Origin of the sequence: Mesorhizobium sp. M7A.F.Ca.US.010.02.1.1 (assembly GCF_004023085.1) — a bacterium.
Lineage (GTDB): Bacteria > Pseudomonadota > Alphaproteobacteria > Rhizobiales > Rhizobiaceae > Mesorhizobium.
Genome location: NZ_RZRV01000016.1, coordinates 88,633 through 105,165, shown reverse-complemented (window position 1 = coordinate 105,165; position 16,533 = coordinate 88,633). Strand labels below are relative to the sequence as shown.

The following is a 16,533-nucleotide window of genomic DNA, read 5'->3' as shown; positions in this document are numbered from 1 at the left end:
GATGACCCACCGCATTCTGATCCTCGGCGGCACCACCGAAGCCCGGCAACTGGCCGGAAAACTGGCGGCGCGAGCCTCGGTCACGCTGTCGCTGGCTGGCCGCACTGAAAGCCCGGTCGCGCAAGGCGTGCCGGTGCGAAGCGGAGGCTTTGGCGGTGCCGATGGGCTGGCCGCCTATCTGCGGGAGACGGGCACCGACCTGCTGATCGACGCCACGCATCCCTATGCGGTGCAAATCTCCGCCAATGCCGCGCAAGCGGCGCGCATTGCCAGTTTGCCGATCCTTGCCCTGCGACGCCCCGGCTGGGAGCCTGTCGAAGGCGACCGCTGGACTGAGGTCAATACATCCGGCGATGCCGCGCGAGCGCTTGGACCGGCGCCGCGCCGTGTTTTCCTGGCGCTGGGCCGGCAAGAGGTCGCTGCTTTCGAAGCTGCGCCCCAGCATCATTATCTCGTCCGCAGCGTCGACGCGATCGAGCCCAAGCTTGCCGTGCCGGATGCGAGCTATCTTCTGGCCCGTGGCCCGTTTCGTGAGGCGGAGGAACGCGCGCTGCTCGAAAAGTATCGCATCGATGTCATCGTGTCCAAGAACAGCGGCGGCGCGGCGACTTATGGCAAGATCGTTGCGGCGCGGGCGCTTGGGATTGAGCTGGTCATGATCCGCAGGCCGGCTTTGCCGGATGTTGCTTCGGCTGAAACCGTCGAACAACTCGCCGCGATGATCGATCATTTTGTCCGTCCCGTGGACGAACGCGGCGTGTAGACCAGCGCCGGCTTCTCCGCGCGCTTGATGATCCTTGTTTCCGGCGAGCCGATGATGATGCAGGTCGCCATGTCGGCCTTTTCAGCCTCGACATCGGCCAGCAGAGTGACCTCGATGCGCTCGTCCGGGCGGCCGGCGGCGCGGCCGAAAATCACCGGCGTGGTGCCGGGCAGAATCGCGGCCAGGCATTCGAAGGCGCGGCCGAGCTGCCAGGGGCGCGCCTTGCTGATGGGATTGTAGAGTGCGATTACGAAGCCGGCGCCGGCCGCCGCCAGCAGGCGCAGTTCGATCAGCTCCCAGGGCTTGAGATTGTCGGACAGCGAGATGGCGCAGAAATCATGGCCCAGCGGCGCGCCGATTCGGGCGGCGACCGCGAGCATTGCGGTGATGCCGGGCACGACGGCGATGTCGACCGCGCGCCATTCGGCCGGGCCGGCCTCGATCGCTTCGCAAACGGCCGCAGCCATGGCGAACACGCCGGGATCGCCACCAGAGACGACGGCGACATCGTGGCCTTCGGCCGCCTTGATCAAGGCGTCCTTGGAGCGGGCGAGTTCCTCGCGATTGTCGGAAGCGACGCGGGTCTGATCCGGGCGCAGCTCCAGCCGGTCGAGATAGGGTTTGTAGCCGTAAAAGAATTTGGCCTCGGCGACGGCGCGGCTGGCTTCCGGGGTGACCTGATGGGCATTGCCGGGGCCAAGGCCGATGACGGTGAGACGACCGCTCATGCCTGCGCTCCCAAGACGCCAGGCCGGCCGGACCAGCCGGCGACCAGCACGATGGCGAAATAGGGCGCCTTGTCATCCTGCTTGTCGGCAAGCTTCATGGAGACGCTGCCGGCCATGGTGCCGCGCTCGACATAGACGGCGCGCGACAGTTTGGCCGTAGCTTCCAGCGCTCGTCTGATCTTGGGCAGGTTGCGGCCGACCTTCATGATGACGGCGGCATCGGTGTCGGCCAGCCTGCGCGTCAACTCGAATTCGCTCATCGTGCCGGGCAGCACCGTCAGCACGTCGTCGCCCTGGACGATCGGAACACCAGTCTGCGACCAGCAGCCGGACATGGCGGTGATTCCGGGAATGACTTCGGTCGGGAAGCGATGAGCGAGCCGGACATGCAGATGCATGTAGGAGCCGTAGAAAAGCGGATCGCCCTCGGACAGCACGGCAACCATCCTGCCGGCTTCGAGGTGCTCGGCGACCCTCTCGGCCGACTCCTCGTAGAAAGCCGTGATCTGCGACCGGTAGTCGTCGTGGTCCTTGTCGATTTCGGTGGTGACGGGATAGAGCAGCGGCAGTTCCGTCATTTCGGGCCGGAACTGCGCTTCGACGATGGCGCGCGCGTTGCTGTTGTTGCCGCGCTTGGCGAAATAGGCCACGACATCGGCTTCCGCCAAGGTGCGCGCGGCTTTCAGGGTCAGCAGTTCGGGGTCGCCGGGGCCGGTGCCTACGCCGACGAGACGGCCTTTGGGAAGCGCGTTCACAGGCCCGGCCTCGCCAATGAATTGAGCGCTGCGGCGGTCATGGCGCTGCCGCCGAGACGGCCACGCACGATGGCGTAAGGCACGCCGTAGGAATTCTCGGCCAGCGCGTCCTTCGATTCGGCAGCGCCGACGAAGCCGACCGGCATGCCGATGATGGCCGCAGGCTTCGGCGCGCCGTCGCGCAGTTTTTCCAATAGATAGAACAGCGCGGTCGGCGCATTGCCGATGGCGACCACCGACCCCGCCAAGCGTTCGCCCCAAAGGTCGATCGCGGCGGCCGAACGGGTGTTGCCGATTTGCCCAGCGATGTCGTGCGTGCGCGGATCGCGCAAGGTGCAGATCACCTCGTTGCCGGCCGGCAGCCTGGCGCGGGTGACGCCATGCGAGACCATTTCCGCGTCGCAGAAAATTGGCGCGCCAGCCGCCAAAGCGGTGCGCGCGGCGGCAACGAAATCGGTGGAGAAGACGAAATGACTGGCGGCTTCGACCTGGCCGCAGGCATGGATCATGCGGATGGCGACATCGGCCTCGGCTTCGGAGAAGCGCGACAGATCGGCCTCGGCGCGGATGATGGCGAAGGAGCGCTCGTAGATCGCCGTGCCGTCATGGATATAGTCGTAGGCGGCCATGCTCATTTCCGTTTTTCAGTTTGGGCCTGTCGGTAAGCCTCGGCGATTGCCACCGGCCCGAGCCTTGTCAGGCAAGCGGCGGCGGTTTCGCCTTGATATCGTGCGCTGCGGATCATTGCCGCCACGCGGCCAATGCCGCGCGCGGCGTCATAGCCCGGCCTGTAGCCGGCAGGAAGGCCCTTTGCCGTCGCGTTCACGACAAGTCCGGCTCCGTTTTCGCCGCCGACAATCGTCAGCGCCGCCGAGCCGGGGTGGGCGCAACCCTTGGCGCAGCCGGAAACGTGCAGGGTGAAGTCGAGGATGTCGGCATTTTCAGCGGCAATCGTCTCGGCAATGTCGCGCGTGGCGATGCGGCCGGAGGCGCAGGCTGGTGTGCCCGGGCAGGCGGCAATGCGCGTGCGCGGGTCGGTGGAGGAGATGACGAAGCCGAGGGTGGCGGCGGTGTGTTGGAGCGATGAGTTGGCGGCCGGTGGCTGACCTAGGAAAAGCAAGACGCGGCCTGGGGCTAGGCGGATCTCTGACGTGCCGAAGGTGAGAGCACTTTGGGCGAGAGAGATGATTTTGTCCGCCGGCATGCTGCCGTAGGGGAGGGCGATGCCGAGGGCGTGGTCGGTCGATAAAGAGAAAAGACCGATAGGTCGGCGATCCTGCACACCCCCCTCTGTCCTGCCGGACATCTCCCCCGCAAGGGGGGAGATTGAGCCGTCATCGGCGCTTTCGCCAATTGCCGACGTCACGTCCACCGCCGATGTTGCAGGACGAGAGCCGGCGTCGGAACTGCCGATCTCCCCCCTTGTGGGGGAGATGTCCGGCAGGACAGAGGGGGGTGTGACGGAGTGCCAACCTGCGAGAGAGGCCAATTGGCGGTCCGTCAAATCCCTCGCATGCGCCTCCCGACTCTTCTCGGCAATCATCCTGAGCACCGCAACGGCAATATCGCGCGCTACATCGTCATCGACCGTCGCAAGCGGCCTCGCGCTTTGGCCGTCACCTGAAACAGACACAGCCCACAGCACGCCAGCGCTGGCCCGCACCGCCTTCAGCCTCACATCGGCCGTGACCGCATCCAACCCAAGCTGCCCGCCACCATCGACAATCACCGAAACCTTCGGCCCCAGCCGTTGCGTCAGCCCAGCCTCTTCAATTGCCGCCCTGATCCGCTCCGCCAGCGGCCGGGGATCGGCAATCTCTTGCGGATCGATGCCGGCCAGCGGCCCGGTCTCGACCGGCACGCCGGTGCGCACCGCGATATCAAGCGCATCGACCTCCGCCGCCAGCAGCGCCGCGCTTTCCGCCGTCAGGCCGCGTATCTGCAGGCTGCCGCGCGCTGTCACTTCCATGATGCCGTTGCCGTGCCGCAAAGCGGATTCGGCTATCCCGATCAAAAGCTTCGGCGACAATCCTCCATAAGATGGGCCTCCAGAAGACGGGCCTCCAACAACCGGATTGAGCCGCACCAAAAGCCCGTCGCCGGTTTGCATTGGCGCCGACAAAGCCGGGCAGGCGCCGCGGCGCGAGAAGGCGTTCATGCAGCCACCTCAAGCGCCTCGGCCTCGGCAATCATGGCCGTCAAGTCGTCGTCGATGGAATTGCGCAGGGGATGCCAGAGGCCACGCCGTCGCGCCGACAGGAAGCGCTCGGCGATGACTTTCGCGGCGGCGGGGTTCTCGCGCAGGATGAAGGCGCGGACCAGTGGATCGCCGAGATAGGCGTCATGAACCGCCTCGATCAGCGTTCCCGAAATGGCGTGTGTGGTTTCGGCAAAGCCGACCAGCCGGTCGACGGTTTCGGCAAATTCGGAGGCGCCGCGTGGGCCGTGGCGCATCTGGCCTGCAATGAAGCGTGGATTGACGGCGCGGGCGCGCACCACCCGCGATACCGCTTCGCCTACCGAGCGGGGCTTCGGCCTTTGCGGATCGGTGGTGTCGAGCACGATGACGTCGGCATGCCTGCCCAGGGTTGCCAAGGCCGCCGAAAACCCGCCAATGAAGGCGACGTCGGCGGAGCCCTCGAGGATATCGCGGCCGGGGTCGTCGCCGGTGTGGACGAGAAGATCGGCTTCGGCGATGCGGCCTTCGAAGGCGCCGGGCACCGAGATGCCTTCTCCTTCTGCGCCGCCATAGGCGTGCGAGGTGGCGTCGAGATAGGCGCGGCCGATTTCTTCGCGCGCGGCCCAGTTGCCGGAGGACAAGACATCCTCGACGCCGGCGCCATAGGTGCCGGGCGAGGTGCCGAAGATGCGCGGGCTGAGCTTGCCGTCGGCACGGGTTTTGGCCGCGAGCGGGTTTTCCGTATCGTCCTCGTCGCGGGCGGCTACCGCGTTGGCGGCGGCATCGATCAGTGCGATCTGGGTCGGGAACATATCGCGGAACAGGCCTGATATGCGCCAGGTGACATCGACGCGTGGCCTTCCGAGCGTGGCCGGCGACAATACCTCGATGCCGGTGATGCGGCCGGTCGCCGAATCCCATTGCGGCCGGCAGCCCATCAGCGCCAATCCTTGCGCGATCTCCTCGCCGCCGGTGCGCAGTGAGGCCGAGCCCCAGAGATCGATGACCAGCGAGCGCGGCCAGTCGCCATGCGATTGCATGTAGCCGCGCACCACTTCCTCCGCCGCTGCCTTGCCCAGATCATAGGCGGTCGGCGTCGGCATGGTGCGCGGGTCCGAGGTGAACAGGTTGCGGCCGGTGGGCAGAACGTCCGAGCGACCCCGCGCGGGCGCGCCGGCCGGGCCGGCCTTGACGTGGCGGCCATCGAGTGCGGCGAGCAGCGCCGCCTTCTCGGCTGCCGCACTCTGGCGCCGCATGGCGTCGGGCTCGTCCTCAGGGGCGCGGCCATAGATATGCAGCCCGTCCTTGATGGCAAAATCCTTGAGGTCGCAGAGCCAGGCGTCGATGCGGCGCAACGCTTCGTCGGGCGCGTCGGTCGTGGCGACGCCGGCTTCGGAAGCGAGGCCGGTCTTCTGCGCCGTCTCGACGATCAGCTTGGCAAGGCGGTCGCGGCGGCGGCGGTCGAGCCCGTCGGCCTGGGCGTATTCGTCGACCAACCGTTCCAGCTTGTGCTGGTTCTCGTCCAGCTCGGCATCGGTCAGTGGCGGCGGCAGGTGGCCAAGGGTGACGGCGGCGATGCGGCGCTTGGCCTGCGCCGCTTCGCCTGGGTTGGAGACGATGAAGGGATAGATGACGGGCAAGGCGCCGGTGACGATCTCGGGAAAGCAGTTCTCCGAAAGCGCAACGGTCTTGCCCGGCAGCCACTCCAGCGTGCCATGCGCGCCGACATGGACAAGCGCGTGGACGCCGAGCGACTTGCGCAGCCACAGGCCGAAGGCGATCAGCGCATGGCGCGGCGGCAGCGTCGGGTCGTGGTAGTCGGCGCGGCGGTCGACGGAGCGGCCGCGGTCTGGGGCGAGGGCTACGGTGATGTTGCCGAAGGTGGCGGCGCGGAAGGGGAAGTGGGCGGCGGTTGGCGCTTGAGCACCCCCCTCTGTCCTGCCGGACATCTCCCCCGCAAGGGGGGAGATTGAGCTCTCATTGCCGCTTTCGCCAGCTACGAACGTCGCAGAATGAGCGCCGATGGCGGAACTGCCGATCTCCCTCCTTGCGGGGGAGATGTCCGGCAGGACAGAGGGGGGTGCCTCGCACAAACCTATCTCATATTCAGCCTTCCAAGCTGCATCTACGGCAGCAATTGCTGCAGACGGCAGTGCCTTCGAGAACTCCACATAATCCCTCAAGGCCAAGCCATGCCCGCCCTGGCCCAGTCGCGCCAGCAACTCACGCGGCGTTTGCGGAATCCCCTCAACGACATAGCCCTGTTCGCTGAGGTCCTGCAGCATGGCCAGCACGCTGGACGGGACATCCAAACCCACGGCGTAGCCGGTGCGGCCGGGGGCACTGGGATAATCCGGGATCAGGATGGCTAGCTTGCGCTCGGCGCGGGGCGTCTCTTGCAACTTGATAAAGGCCGCGACGCGGTCAGCCACTTGCGCCACACGATCCGGTTCCGGCCGGTTGGCAAAGGCGCGGTGGCCAAGTGCTGGATCGGTCTCGCTCTCACCCTTAAAGGAAATGGCGCCGGCCAGGATGCGGCCGTCGAGTTCGGGCAGCACGACATGCATGGCAAGGTCGGCGGGCGCCAGGCCGCGCTGGTTGGTCTCCCAGACATCGTGGCGGGTGGTGGCGACGATGACCTGGAAGACCGGCATGCCGGCGCGGTCGAACAGGGTCTCATTGCCGGGTTCGGCGCCGGACGCGAAAGCGGTCGCGGTGATGATGGCGGCGGGTTTCAGCGAGGCGAGTGCTGTTTCCACGAAGGCCAGGGATGCGGGGTCCTTGAGGCTGGAGACGAAGATGGGAACCGGCTTGATGCCGCGCTGGCGGAGCGCTTCGAAAAGCGCATCGATGGGCGCGACATCGGCGGCCAATAGCATCGAGCGATAGAACAGGATGGGGATGATAGGAGCGTTGACGTTGTCAGCGTCGAGTTCCTTCACACCCCCCTCTGTCCTGCCGGACATCTCCCCCGCAAGGGGGGAGATTGCGCTGTCATTGGAGATTTCGCCAATTGTCGAGGTTGCGGACGCGTCAGCTTCTAATGAAACGGGAAAAGAGCCGGCTTTGATGAAGTCCGATCTCCCCCCTTGCGGGGGAGATGTCCGGCAGGACAGAGGGGGGTGTGAAGGATCACCAACGACCCCAAGTCCTGGCTCATAAAACCCGGCTTTCGGCACTGGAACCGGCTCTGCTACGTCCGCATCCGATCCAGCCAGTCGCGCCAGCCTCCGCACCAGCGCGCTCATATTCGCCGGGCCGCCCTCGCGGAAATAGTCGAGCAGGCCATCGAGCTCCTGGCGCGGCAGCGTCGAGGCTTCGATCAGGCGCAGATCCTCGTCGCGGCATTCGCCGGGCAGCAGCGCCAGCTTTATGCCGTGTGCGCGAGCGGTCGAGGCAAGCTGGTCGCAGCCGTAGCGCCACCAGTCGTAGCCGCCGAGGAGGCGCACGAGGATGACCTTGGCGTGGCGGGTGACGCTGTCGACCCAGAGGTCGACGGACATGGGATGGCGCAGGTCACGCAGGGCAGCCAGCCGCATCGAGGGCAGGCGGCCGGCATCGGCCTTCCAGGCTGCCGCCAGTCCGGCGAGGTCGCTGTCGGTGAAGGACAGGGCCACGATATCCGCCGGCGTCTGCCGCAGATCGACCGGCTCGGCGAGGTCGTCGAGCGAGGCGGATGTCGTGGTGAGGATGTGCATCGCAACCCGTGTCCGAAATCAGCCGGCGAGTATACGCTCGATCGCCGGGCGGTTCAGCCCCTTCAAGCCGATGACGACGAGGCGCGAACGGCGGTCGTCCGTGGCGGTCCAGGCGCGGTCATAGTAATGGTTGACGCGCGGCCCGACCGCCTGCAGCAAGAGCCGCATCGGCTTGCCGCCGACCTCGACGAAGCCCTTCACGCGCAGCACATTCTCTTCTTCGGCGACGGTGGCGACGCGTTTCGCCAGTTCGTCCGGGTTGGCGATCGAGGCAATGTCGACGATGAACGTGTCGAAGTCGTCATGCTCATGGTCGAATGCGCCGTCATGATGGGACTTGCGGTTCTCGATGTCGTCCTCGACCGCCAGACCGAGCCCGAGCAGCACCGAGGGATCGACCTTGCCATGCGACGTCGGCACGATCTTCACCGCGCGGGCGGAGTGTTCGTTGATGATGGCGTTGGCGTGGGCGGTGCCGGCGGCGTCCATCAGGTCGCTTTTCGACAGGATGATCAGGTCGGCGCAGGCGATCTGATCCTCGAACACCTCCTCGACCGGGTCGTCGTGATCAAGCGTCTCGTCCTGGGCACGCTGCGCCTGCAAGGCGTCCATGTCATTGGCGACGCGGCCTTCGGCCAATGCCGGCCCGTCGACCACGGCGATGACGCCATCGACGGTCACGCGGCTCTTCACGCTCGGCCACTGGAAAGCCTGGACCAGCGGCTTGGGCAGCGCCAGGCCCGAGGTTTCGATCAGGATATGGTCGACCCTCGGCGTCAGCGCGAGGATCTTGTCGAGCGCCGGCACAAAATCGTCGGCGACGGTGCAGCAGATGCAGCCATTGGCCAGTTCGACGATGTTTTCGTCTGGGCAGGTGTCGATGCCGCAGCCCTTGAGGATCTCGCCATCGATGCCGATGTCGCCGAATTCATTGACGATGATGGCGATACGCTTGCCGCCGGCGTTTTCCAGGAGATGGCGGACCAGTGTCGTCTTGCCGGCGCCAAGGAAGCCGGTGACGACGGTGCAGGGAACGCGGGAGAGATTGGCAGACGAATCTGGAGCACTCATGGTCAGTCCTTCAACAGGTCTAGGGGAGGGATGCGGGCAACGAGGCCACGCTTGAGGCTATCGGGACGGCCACGCCACGGAATCAGGCCGTCCTTCGAGGTGGCGAAGAGTTTGGCGCCGGTGACGAGGTCGGCGCCGCTGGTCGCGGTCAGGTCGCCGAAGACATAGCTCCAGCAACCGTTGCGCAGGATGGCGGCGCTAAGCCGCCGCTTGCAATTGCCAAGGCATTCGACGCTGCGGATGCGGATGTCTTCGCCAGATGCGGCGCGGCGCGTGTCGTCGGCCAGCAATTCGCCGGCGCGGGGATGAGCGTCGGAGCCGGTCTCGTCGCGGCAGGAGGCGCAGACGATGACGGTGACGCCGGCCAAGGCATCATCATGGCCGGACGAAATATCGGCTGTGCCAGCCGAAAAACTGCTGTCGTGGTCCAAAGATCGAACTCCTTGCCCGGAAACCCGCCGGGCGATCGGATTCTACAGTCGTAGACGGCAGGTCTCCTGGCTCGCGGGTCATCGCCTTGGGTAGCCGCCTTCCCGGGACCATTCCCAGTGGCTTTCGGCCTTGGCTCTTCGCTTACAGTTGCGGGGACAGCCGCGGATTTGGGATTTTGCCCCGCACCGCATTCCCTCTTAGCTCTTGCCGTTGCGGGCAAGAGACCATCTGAACCGGATTTAGGCTTTTGCGGGCAGCGGTGTCAACGCAACGCAGGGGCAATCTGAAATCAGGGGCGGGGACGCTTCACTACCACTGACCGCTCTTCGCGAATGCCATCTTCGTTGTTGGGATCAGGAAAAGCTGTAACGAAAGCCGTCAGAAGGATATCTCCATCTTGCCGGTCCAGCCATCCGGCGCCGTCACCCACATCGAAGTAAATGCCATCAACTTTGAAGCCAAATGTGTCTCCAGCAGGTCAGGGTAGCGTTTTCGGATTGCCTGCGCATGTACGTCCCATGAAAAGGACGAAATCCTATCGAGGCACTCCTGCACCTCTTGGGTCAGCCTGGCTTTGATATCCATTGTTTATCCGCTAGCCTGTGTACGTTGGCTCAATTGTTATCTCCCGGCAACGCAAGGATGACCTGACGCAGCGCCTGGTACCCGTCGCCGTGGTGCCAGTCCTGATCAACGAGGAGCTCTTGACCTTCCGGCCAAGTTTCGTTGTCCAGGAGAATTTCGTTGCCGACCAGTGCTCCGCCATAGCTCGCCAGGAATATCCGGATGAAATGACTGCCAGGGCGAACCTTAGCCGTGAACAGTTTTTCCAAGCGGGCATAAAACGCTGGATATGTCCGGTTGAGAGTGCATTCCACTGCAGCCTGTGTGATCACAGGTCCACCGTAGATCTTCCAGCCAGCATCATTCCGTTGCCAGAATGCAATCTCGGCTTGCATGTTCTCGCAAACATGCTCCGCAAGGCCCTCGATCAGCACATGAAATACACCGATCAGGAATTTTCCGAATGCTTGGAAAATCGCCTGTTCACGCGTGTCGCCCAGTCCAACAAAAGATTCGATGACCGGCTGAGTGCCTAGCAACGGTGAGAAGACGTAGATTTCGAGAACAAGCCTGCGACCCGAGCCTGACGGCTCCTTGTCGAAAACTTGGGCTTCAAAGCGCAGGTCTTCCAGTTCAATCCTGACATCGTTCTGTCCACGGATGGCGCTGATCCCATGCGCAATCAACGCTTCGTGAATCAGGTCGAGAACCTCTTGCGATGCCATCATTGAACCTAGGCCGACAAAACTCCCTCAAACGGCTGCAGCCGACGGCTGATGTCAAGAGCGCCCGTCGCTGATCACGCTCAGCAGCGCCGGACCCAAATCCCCGGCAGGCGTCACTTCGATGCGTTCGAGTCCGAGCCAGCCCTGCATCTGCTTCAATTCCTCGAACAGCTCTGCAGCGGTTTCAGGCGGTGCACCGGGCTCCGCATAGGCCGCATGGACGCGCAGTATGCTGGCCGGACGGTCGGCCTTGAGGTCGACGCGTGCCACGATCCTGTCGCCGAGCAGGAACGGCAGGACATAATAGCCATATTGCCGCTTGTCGGCCGGCGTGTAGATCTCGATGCGGTAGTGGAAATCGAACAGCCGCTCGGTGCGCGACCGCTCGAAGACGACCGGATCGAACGGCGCCAGCAGGGCGCGGGCCTCGACTTTGCGCGGCAGGCGGGCGTCTTTGTGAAGATAGGCGGGCTTGTCCCAGCCTTCGACACGCACCGGCAGCAACTCGCCCGTTTCAACCAGTTCCTCCAATCGGCCTTTCATATCGGCCGGCGACAGGCGGAAATAATCGCGCAAATCGCCTGAAGTGCCCACGCCGTGGGCGCGGGCGGAAATGCGCAGCAATTCGCGGTGCGCGTCCTCGGGCGTGGGCACCGGCAGGTCGAGGACCGCCTGCGGCAGCACGCGCTCGGGCAGGTCATAAAAACGCTCGAACCCGCGACGGTGCGCCGTGGTGATGCGGCCGGCCCAGAACAGCCATTCGAAGGCGTGCTTGGCATGGCTCCAGCCCCACCAGCCGCCCGAGCCTTTCTGGCCCTCCAGCGCGGAAGCGGCGATCGGGCCGCGCTCGGCGACCTGGCGGTAGATCTCTTCGATGTAGCCGGCGTGCTCGCGGCCCCATTTGGCGAGCCCCAGATACATTTCCTCGCCGCGCTCGGCGCGCTGCATGCGCCAGCGCATCAGCGGGTATGTCTCGACCGGCAGGAAGGAGGCCTCGTGCGCCCAGTATTCGAAAACAGTGCGCTTGCGCGTCACGGCCGCGTTGTCGAGCAGCGAGAACGGGTAGGGGCCAAGGCGCGAATAGAGCGGCATATAATGAGCGCGCACCACGGCGCTGACGGAATCGATCTGCAGCAGGCCGGTGCGGGAGAGGGTGCGGGCAAAATGCCGGCGGTCGGGCGTACCGGTCGGGCGGGGATCGAGGAACCCCTGGGCGGCAAGCGCGATGCGACGGGCCGTGGGGAGCGAGATCTTTTCCTTCATGCAGGCATCACTTTGAAGTGTTTTGACCGAGGGTCGAAAGGCTGATTCCAACCCATGCTAGCAGGGTTTTGGCGGCATCCATGTCAGGAGAGAAAAGTGGAGTAATAGGCGCAGGAAATCAAACAGGAGCGGATCGGACCAGTTTGCCGCGATATGCCGTCCAGGTCGGTGTTTTGAACAAGGTTTGACTTGCTTCGCTGGAAGTGCTGCGCTAACCCTCGCCGCGTTGCAGCATAGGCCCTTAAAACGGTTCAGCGGTTAAACTGTCACGCTTCCGCATTAGGGTCCGGTGCTGTAATCAAAGTGGATTGGCGCCAACGGAAAGCCGAGCATGAACGCACTCTTGAGCTCATACCTGCCCATCGTCCTGTTCATAGGCGTGGCGCTGGTTGTCGGCCTGGCGCTGCTGGCCGCGCCCTTCCTGGTGGCCTACCGCAATCCAGATCCCGAAAAGCTTTCCGCCTATGAGTGCGGTTTCAACTCGTTCGACGACGCGCGCATGAAGTTCGACATCCGTTTCTACCTGGTGTCGATCCTGTTCATCATCTTCGACCTGGAAGTGGCCTTCCTGTTTCCGTGGGCGGTGTCGTTTTCGAAGATCGGCATGCTCGGTTTCTGGTCGATGATGGTGTTTTTGGCGGTGCTGACCATCGGCTTTGCCTATGAATGGAAAAAAGGAGCGCTGGAATGGGATTGAACGACAGTTCAGGCACCCTCGTCGCGCCGAAGCCCAAGGGTATTATCGACCCCAACACCGGCAGGCCGGTGGGGGAGGACGATCCCTTCTTCCTCGAGATCAACAATGAGTTGGCCGACAAGGGCTTTTTGGTCACTTCGACCGAGGCGCTCATCACCTGGGCGCGCAGCGGGTCGCTGATGTTCATGACGTTCGGCCTCGCTTGCTGCGCGGTCGAGATGATCCACACCTCGATGCCGCGCTATGATTCGGAGCGGTTCGGCGTCGCGCCGCGCGCGTCCCCGCGCCAGTCCGACATCATGATCGTCGCCGGCACGCTGACCAACAAGATGGCGCCGGCGCTGCGCAAGGTCTACGACCAGATGCCGGAACCGCGCTACGTCATCTCGATGGGCTCCTGCGCCAATGGCGGTGGCTACTACCACTATTCCTATTCGGTGGTGCGCGGCTGCGACCGCATCGTGCCGGTCGACATCTATGTGCCCGGCTGTCCGCCGAGCGCCGAAGCGCTGCTCTACGGCATTCTTCTGCTGCAGAAGAAGATCCGCCGCACCGGCACGATCGAACGGTAAATCCATGACCGCATCCCTGAGCGAACTGTCGACCTATCTCGGCGAGAAGCTGATCGGCCGCGTGAACGAAGCGGCGATTGCCTATGGCGAGCTTACCGTTCATGTAGAGCCGCGCGACCTGGTCGAGGTCATGACCTTCCTGCGCGACGATGCGCGCTGCCAGTTCATCTCGATCATCGATGTATGCGGCGCCGACTATCCGTCGCGGGCCAAGCGCTTCGACGTCGTCTATCATCTCCTGTCGCCGAAGCAGAATGTGCGCGTCCGCGTCAAGGTTCTGGCCGACGAGGAGACGATGGTGCCGTCGATCACCGGCGTGTTCCCCGGTGCCGACTGGTTCGAGCGCGAGACCTACGATCTCTACGGCGTGCTGTTCTCCGGCCACCCGGATCTGCGCCGCCTGCTGACCGACTACGGTTTCGAAGGCCATCCGCTGCGCAAGGATTTCCCGCTGACCGGATTCGTCGAGGTGCGTTACGACGACGAGGCCAAGCGCGTCATCTATGAGCCGGTCGAGCTCAAGCAGGAATTCCGCAATTTCGATTTTTTGTCCCCGTGGGAAGGTACGGATTACGTGCTGCCGGGTGACGAGAAGGCAAAGCAGTAAATGGCTGAAACCTCGGTCCGCAACTTCAACATCAATTTCGGCCCGCAACACCCTGCGGCGCACGGCGTTTTGCGCCTTGTGCTGGAGCTGGACGGCGAAGTCGTCGATCGCGTCGATCCGCATATCGGGCTCTTGCATCGCGGTACCGAAAAGCTGATCGAAGCCAAAACCTATTTGCAGGCGATCCCTTATCTCGATCGGCTCGACTATTGCGCGCCGATGAACCAAGAGCACGCCTTCGCGCTCGCCGCCGAGCGCCTGCTCGGCATCGAAGTGCCGAAGCGCGGGCAGCTGATCCGCGTGCTCTATTGCGAAATCGGCCGCATCATGTCGCACATCCTCAATGTGACGACGCAGGCTATGGACGTCGGCGCGCTGACGCCGCCGCTGTGGGGCTTCGTCGAGCGCGAAAAGCTGATGGTGTTCTATGAGCGCGCCTCCGGTTCGCGCATGCATGCCGCCTATTTCCGTCCCGGCGGCGTCCATCAGGACCTGCCGCAGAAGCTGGTCGAGGACATCGGCAAGTGGATCGACCCGTTCCTGAAGTCGATCGACGACCTCGATCAGCTGCTGACCGGCAACCGCATCTTCAAGCAGCGCAATGTCGATATCGGCATCGTCTCGCTGGCCGATGCCTGGGCCTGGGGTTTTTCGGGTGTGATGGTGCGCGGCTCGGGTGCACCCTGGGACCTGCGCAAGTCGCAACCCTATGAATGCTATTCGGAAATGGATTTCGACATTCCGATCGGCAAGAACGGCGACTGCTTTGACCGCTACCTCGTGCGCATGGAAGAAATGCGCCAGTCGGCGAAGATCATGCGCCAGTGCGTCGATCTCCTGCTCGGCAAGGAAAGCACCGGCCCGGTGTCGAACCTCGACGGCAAGGTGGTGCCGCCCAAGCGCCAGGCGATGAAGCGCTCGATGGAAGCGCTGATCCATCACTTCAAGCTCTACACCGAGGGTTATCGCGTACCCGCCGGCGAGGTCTATGCCGCCGTCGAAGCGCCGAAGGGCGAATTCGGCGTCTATCTGGTTTCCGACGGCTCCAACAAGCCCTACCGCTGCAAGCTGCGCGCGCCGGGTTTCGCGCATCTGCAGGCGATGGATTTCCTCTGCCGCGGCCACATGCTGGCCGACGTCACCGCCGTTCTCGGTTCCCTCGACATCGTGTTTGGTGAGGTCGATCGCTAAATGTCAGTCCGCCGTCTCGCAGAAGCCAGCGTCCAGCCAGCCTCCTTCGCCTTCAACCGGGCGAATGCGGCCGCGGCGAAGCAATGGATCAAGAAATATCCGAAGGGTCGCGAACAGTCGGCCATCATTCCCTTGCTGATGATAGCGCAGGAGCAGGAAGGCTGGGTGACGAAGGCGGCGATCGAGACGATCTCCGACATGCTCGGCATGCCGCGTATCCGCGGGCTCGAGGTCGCGACCTTCTACACGCAGTACCAGCTGAATCCGGTCGGCACGCGTGCGCATATCCAGGTCTGCGGCACCACGCCCTGCATGCTGCGCGGTTCGGAAGCGCTGATGGATGTCTGCCGCTCCAGGATCCATCACGACCAGTTCCACGCCAACGACAAAGGCACCTTGTCCTGGGAAGAGGTCGAATGCCTTGGCGCCTGCGTCAACGCGCCGATGGTCATGATCTTCAAGGACACGTTCGAGGATCTGACGCCGGAACGCCTGGCTGAAATCATCGATCTCTATGACGCCGGCAAGGGTGCTTCGGTGGAACCGGGGCCGCAGAACGGCCGTACCGGCTCGGAGCCGGCCTCCGGCCTCACCACGCTGAAGAGCGAAAAGGCGATCCTCAAGTCGACCCGTGAAAGGGAAGCCAGGGAAGCGGCCAGGGCTGCCAGGGCGGCGCCCGACGCGATCATCGCAGGGCCCGTGCCGGCACCGGCTGCGGCCCCTGTCGCGCCGTCCAACACCAGCAAGCCGAAGACCGACGCCCCTGAAACCAGCCCGGCATTGAAGACGCCTTCAAAAACCAAGGTCGCGCCGACGGTTGAAAAGGCGGCGAGCGTTGCCGCCCCACTGCATTCGGCCGCCAATGCCAACAAGGCAGACTCCAAGGTCGAGCAGGTTTCCAAGCAGCGCAACGGTCCAATAACCAAGGCCGAGCCGGCATCCGCCTTCAAGGCGCCGGAGGTCAAGGTACCGGCAGCCAAGCCGGCCAAACCGTCGCTCGAGGACAAGAACCGTCCGGCCGGCATCGATAAACCGGTACAGGTCGATGACCTGAAGCTGATCTCCGGCGTCGGCCCCAAGATCGAGGGCATCCTGCATACGCTGGGCATTTTTACCTTCGCGCAGGTCGCGTCGTGGAAGAAGGCCGAACGCGAGTGGGTGGATGGCTATCTCTCTTTCCAGGGCCGCATCGATCGCGACGACTGGGTCAAGCAGGCCAAGGCGCTCGCCAAGGGTGGCGTGGCCGAATACATCCGCGTCTTCGGCAAGAAGCCGGTCTGAGGGACGA

16 protein-coding genes and 1 riboswitch are annotated in these 16,533 nt (G+C 64.1%); of the genes, 6 read left to right on the top strand and 10 right to left on the bottom strand.

Going from position 1 to position 16,533, the window contains the following annotated elements:
• Position 1: 1 nt before the first annotated feature.
• On the top strand, positions 2-763 hold the full coding sequence (locus tag EOA19_RS18550; RefSeq protein WP_023812399.1) for a cobalt-precorrin-6A reductase: 762 nt from the start codon (positions 2-4) through the stop codon (positions 761-763).
• Here EOA19_RS18550 and EOA19_RS18545 read toward each other — a convergent pair.
• From EOA19_RS18545 to EOA19_RS18500, 10 genes are all read right to left on the bottom strand, one after another.
• On the bottom strand, positions 727-1,491 hold the full coding sequence (locus EOA19_RS18545) for a precorrin-3B C(17)-methyltransferase (RefSeq protein WP_023812398.1): 765 nt from the start codon (positions 1,489-1,491) through the stop codon (positions 727-729). The two genes, EOA19_RS18550 and EOA19_RS18545, sit on opposite strands and share 37 nt — an antisense overlap.
• A complete protein-coding gene (locus EOA19_RS18540) occupies positions 1,488-2,246 on the bottom strand; it encodes a precorrin-2 C(20)-methyltransferase (protein WP_128304428.1) in 759 nt (252 codons plus the stop codon). The genes EOA19_RS18545 and EOA19_RS18540 overlap by 4 nt, the downstream gene beginning before the upstream one ends.
• Positions 2,243-2,875, bottom strand: coding sequence for a precorrin-8X methylmutase (locus EOA19_RS18535; RefSeq protein WP_128304427.1), 633 nt, complete (start codon positions 2,873-2,875; stop codon positions 2,243-2,245). Before EOA19_RS18535 ends, EOA19_RS18540 begins: the two co-directional genes overlap by 4 nt.
• 2 nt (positions 2,876-2,877) lie before the next feature.
• The gene (cobG, locus tag EOA19_RS18530; RefSeq protein ID WP_128304426.1) at positions 2,878-4,404 is read right to left on the bottom strand and encodes a precorrin-3B synthase; all 1,527 of its coding nucleotides are present in this window, start codon (positions 4,402-4,404) and stop codon (positions 2,878-2,880) included.
• Positions 4,401-8,123, bottom strand: coding sequence for a cobaltochelatase subunit CobN (locus tag EOA19_RS18525; RefSeq protein WP_128304425.1), 3,723 nt, complete (start codon positions 8,121-8,123; stop codon positions 4,401-4,403). The genes cobG and EOA19_RS18525 overlap by 4 nt, the downstream gene beginning before the upstream one ends.
• Positions 8,124-8,141: 18 nt before the next feature.
• The gene (gene cobW / locus EOA19_RS18520) at positions 8,142-9,194 is read right to left on the bottom strand and encodes a cobalamin biosynthesis protein CobW (protein WP_128304424.1); all 1,053 of its coding nucleotides are present in this window, start codon (positions 9,192-9,194) and stop codon (positions 8,142-8,144) included.
• A gap of 2 nt (positions 9,195-9,196) precedes the next feature.
• The gene (locus EOA19_RS18515; protein ID WP_128304423.1) at positions 9,197-9,625 is read right to left on the bottom strand and encodes a DUF1636 family protein; all 429 of its coding nucleotides are present in this window, start codon (positions 9,623-9,625) and stop codon (positions 9,197-9,199) included.
• 38 nt (positions 9,626-9,663) lie between these two features.
• A riboswitch (cobalamin riboswitch) is annotated at positions 9,664-9,870 on the bottom strand.
• A 134-nt stretch (positions 9,871-10,004) separates the two neighbouring features.
• Entirely contained in the window at positions 10,005-10,211 is a 207-nt protein-coding gene (locus tag EOA19_RS18510; protein WP_128304422.1) for a hypothetical protein, read from the bottom strand.
• Between the two features lie 29 nt (positions 10,212-10,240).
• A complete protein-coding gene (locus tag EOA19_RS18505) occupies positions 10,241-10,918 on the bottom strand; it encodes a DUF6348 family protein (protein ID WP_023812390.1) in 678 nt (225 codons plus the stop codon).
• A 51-nt stretch (positions 10,919-10,969) separates the two neighbouring features.
• A complete protein-coding gene (locus tag EOA19_RS18500; protein ID WP_023812389.1) occupies positions 10,970-12,178 on the bottom strand; it encodes a winged helix-turn-helix domain-containing protein in 1,209 nt (402 codons plus the stop codon).
• Between the two features lie 331 nt (positions 12,179-12,509).
• On the opposite strand from EOA19_RS18500, the gene EOA19_RS18495 reads away from it, so the two are divergent.
• From EOA19_RS18495 to EOA19_RS18475, 5 genes are read left to right on the top strand one after another with little or no spacing between them, the layout of a single operon-like run.
• A complete protein-coding gene (locus tag EOA19_RS18495) occupies positions 12,510-12,875 on the top strand; it encodes an NADH-quinone oxidoreductase subunit A (RefSeq protein ID WP_010910112.1) in 366 nt (121 codons plus the stop codon).
• Positions 12,866-13,447 (top strand): NADH-quinone oxidoreductase subunit B, encoded by a 582-nt coding sequence (locus EOA19_RS18490; RefSeq protein ID WP_013531090.1) that lies wholly within the window; start codon positions 12,866-12,868, stop codon positions 13,445-13,447. The genes EOA19_RS18495 and EOA19_RS18490 overlap by 10 nt, the downstream gene beginning before the upstream one ends.
• Positions 13,448-13,451: 4 nt before the next feature.
• A complete protein-coding gene (locus EOA19_RS18485; RefSeq protein WP_023812388.1) occupies positions 13,452-14,054 on the top strand; it encodes an NADH-quinone oxidoreductase subunit C in 603 nt (200 codons plus the stop codon).
• Positions 14,055-15,245: an NADH-quinone oxidoreductase subunit D gene (locus tag EOA19_RS18480; RefSeq protein WP_023812387.1), complete on the top strand. Its 1,191-nt coding sequence runs from the start codon at positions 14,055-14,057 to the stop codon at positions 15,243-15,245.
• Positions 15,246-16,526 (top strand): NADH-quinone oxidoreductase subunit E, encoded by a 1,281-nt coding sequence (locus EOA19_RS18475; RefSeq protein ID WP_023812386.1) that lies wholly within the window; start codon positions 15,246-15,248, stop codon positions 16,524-16,526.
• Positions 16,527-16,533 lie beyond the last annotated feature (7 nt).

Excerpts from the sequence above, each read along its gene's own strand:
- EOA19_RS18550 (WP_023812399.1), top strand. The coding sequence starts at position 2 with ATGACCCACCGCATTCTGATCCTCGGCGGCACCACCGAAGCCCGGCAA.
- EOA19_RS18545 (WP_023812398.1), bottom strand. The coding sequence starts at position 1,491 with ATGAGCGGTCGTCTCACCGTCATCGGCCTTGGCCCCGGCAATGCCCAT.
- EOA19_RS18535 (WP_128304427.1), bottom strand. The coding sequence starts at position 2,875 with ATGGCCGCCTACGACTATATCCATGACGGCACGGCGATCTACGAGCGC.
- cobG (WP_128304426.1), bottom strand. The coding sequence starts at position 4,404 with ATGAACGCCTTCTCGCGCCGCGGCGCCTGCCCGGCTTTGTCGGCGCCA.
- EOA19_RS18525 (WP_128304425.1), bottom strand. The coding sequence starts at position 8,123 with ATGCACATCCTCACCACGACATCCGCCTCGCTCGACGACCTCGCCGAG.
- cobW (WP_128304424.1), bottom strand. The coding sequence starts at position 9,194 with ATGAGTGCTCCAGATTCGTCTGCCAATCTCTCCCGCGTTCCCTGCACC.
- EOA19_RS18510 (WP_128304422.1), bottom strand. The coding sequence starts at position 10,211 with ATGGATATCAAAGCCAGGCTGACCCAAGAGGTGCAGGAGTGCCTCGAT.
- EOA19_RS18505 (WP_023812390.1), bottom strand. The coding sequence starts at position 10,918 with ATGATGGCATCGCAAGAGGTTCTCGACCTGATTCACGAAGCGTTGATT.
- EOA19_RS18500 (WP_023812389.1), bottom strand. The coding sequence starts at position 12,178 with ATGAAGGAAAAGATCTCGCTCCCCACGGCCCGTCGCATCGCGCTTGCC.
- EOA19_RS18495 (WP_010910112.1), top strand. The coding sequence starts at position 12,510 with ATGAACGCACTCTTGAGCTCATACCTGCCCATCGTCCTGTTCATAGGC.
- EOA19_RS18490 (WP_013531090.1), top strand. The coding sequence starts at position 12,866 with ATGGGATTGAACGACAGTTCAGGCACCCTCGTCGCGCCGAAGCCCAAG.
- EOA19_RS18485 (WP_023812388.1), top strand. The coding sequence starts at position 13,452 with ATGACCGCATCCCTGAGCGAACTGTCGACCTATCTCGGCGAGAAGCTG.
- EOA19_RS18480 (WP_023812387.1), top strand. The coding sequence starts at position 14,055 with ATGGCTGAAACCTCGGTCCGCAACTTCAACATCAATTTCGGCCCGCAA.
- EOA19_RS18475 (WP_023812386.1), top strand. The coding sequence starts at position 15,246 with ATGTCAGTCCGCCGTCTCGCAGAAGCCAGCGTCCAGCCAGCCTCCTTC.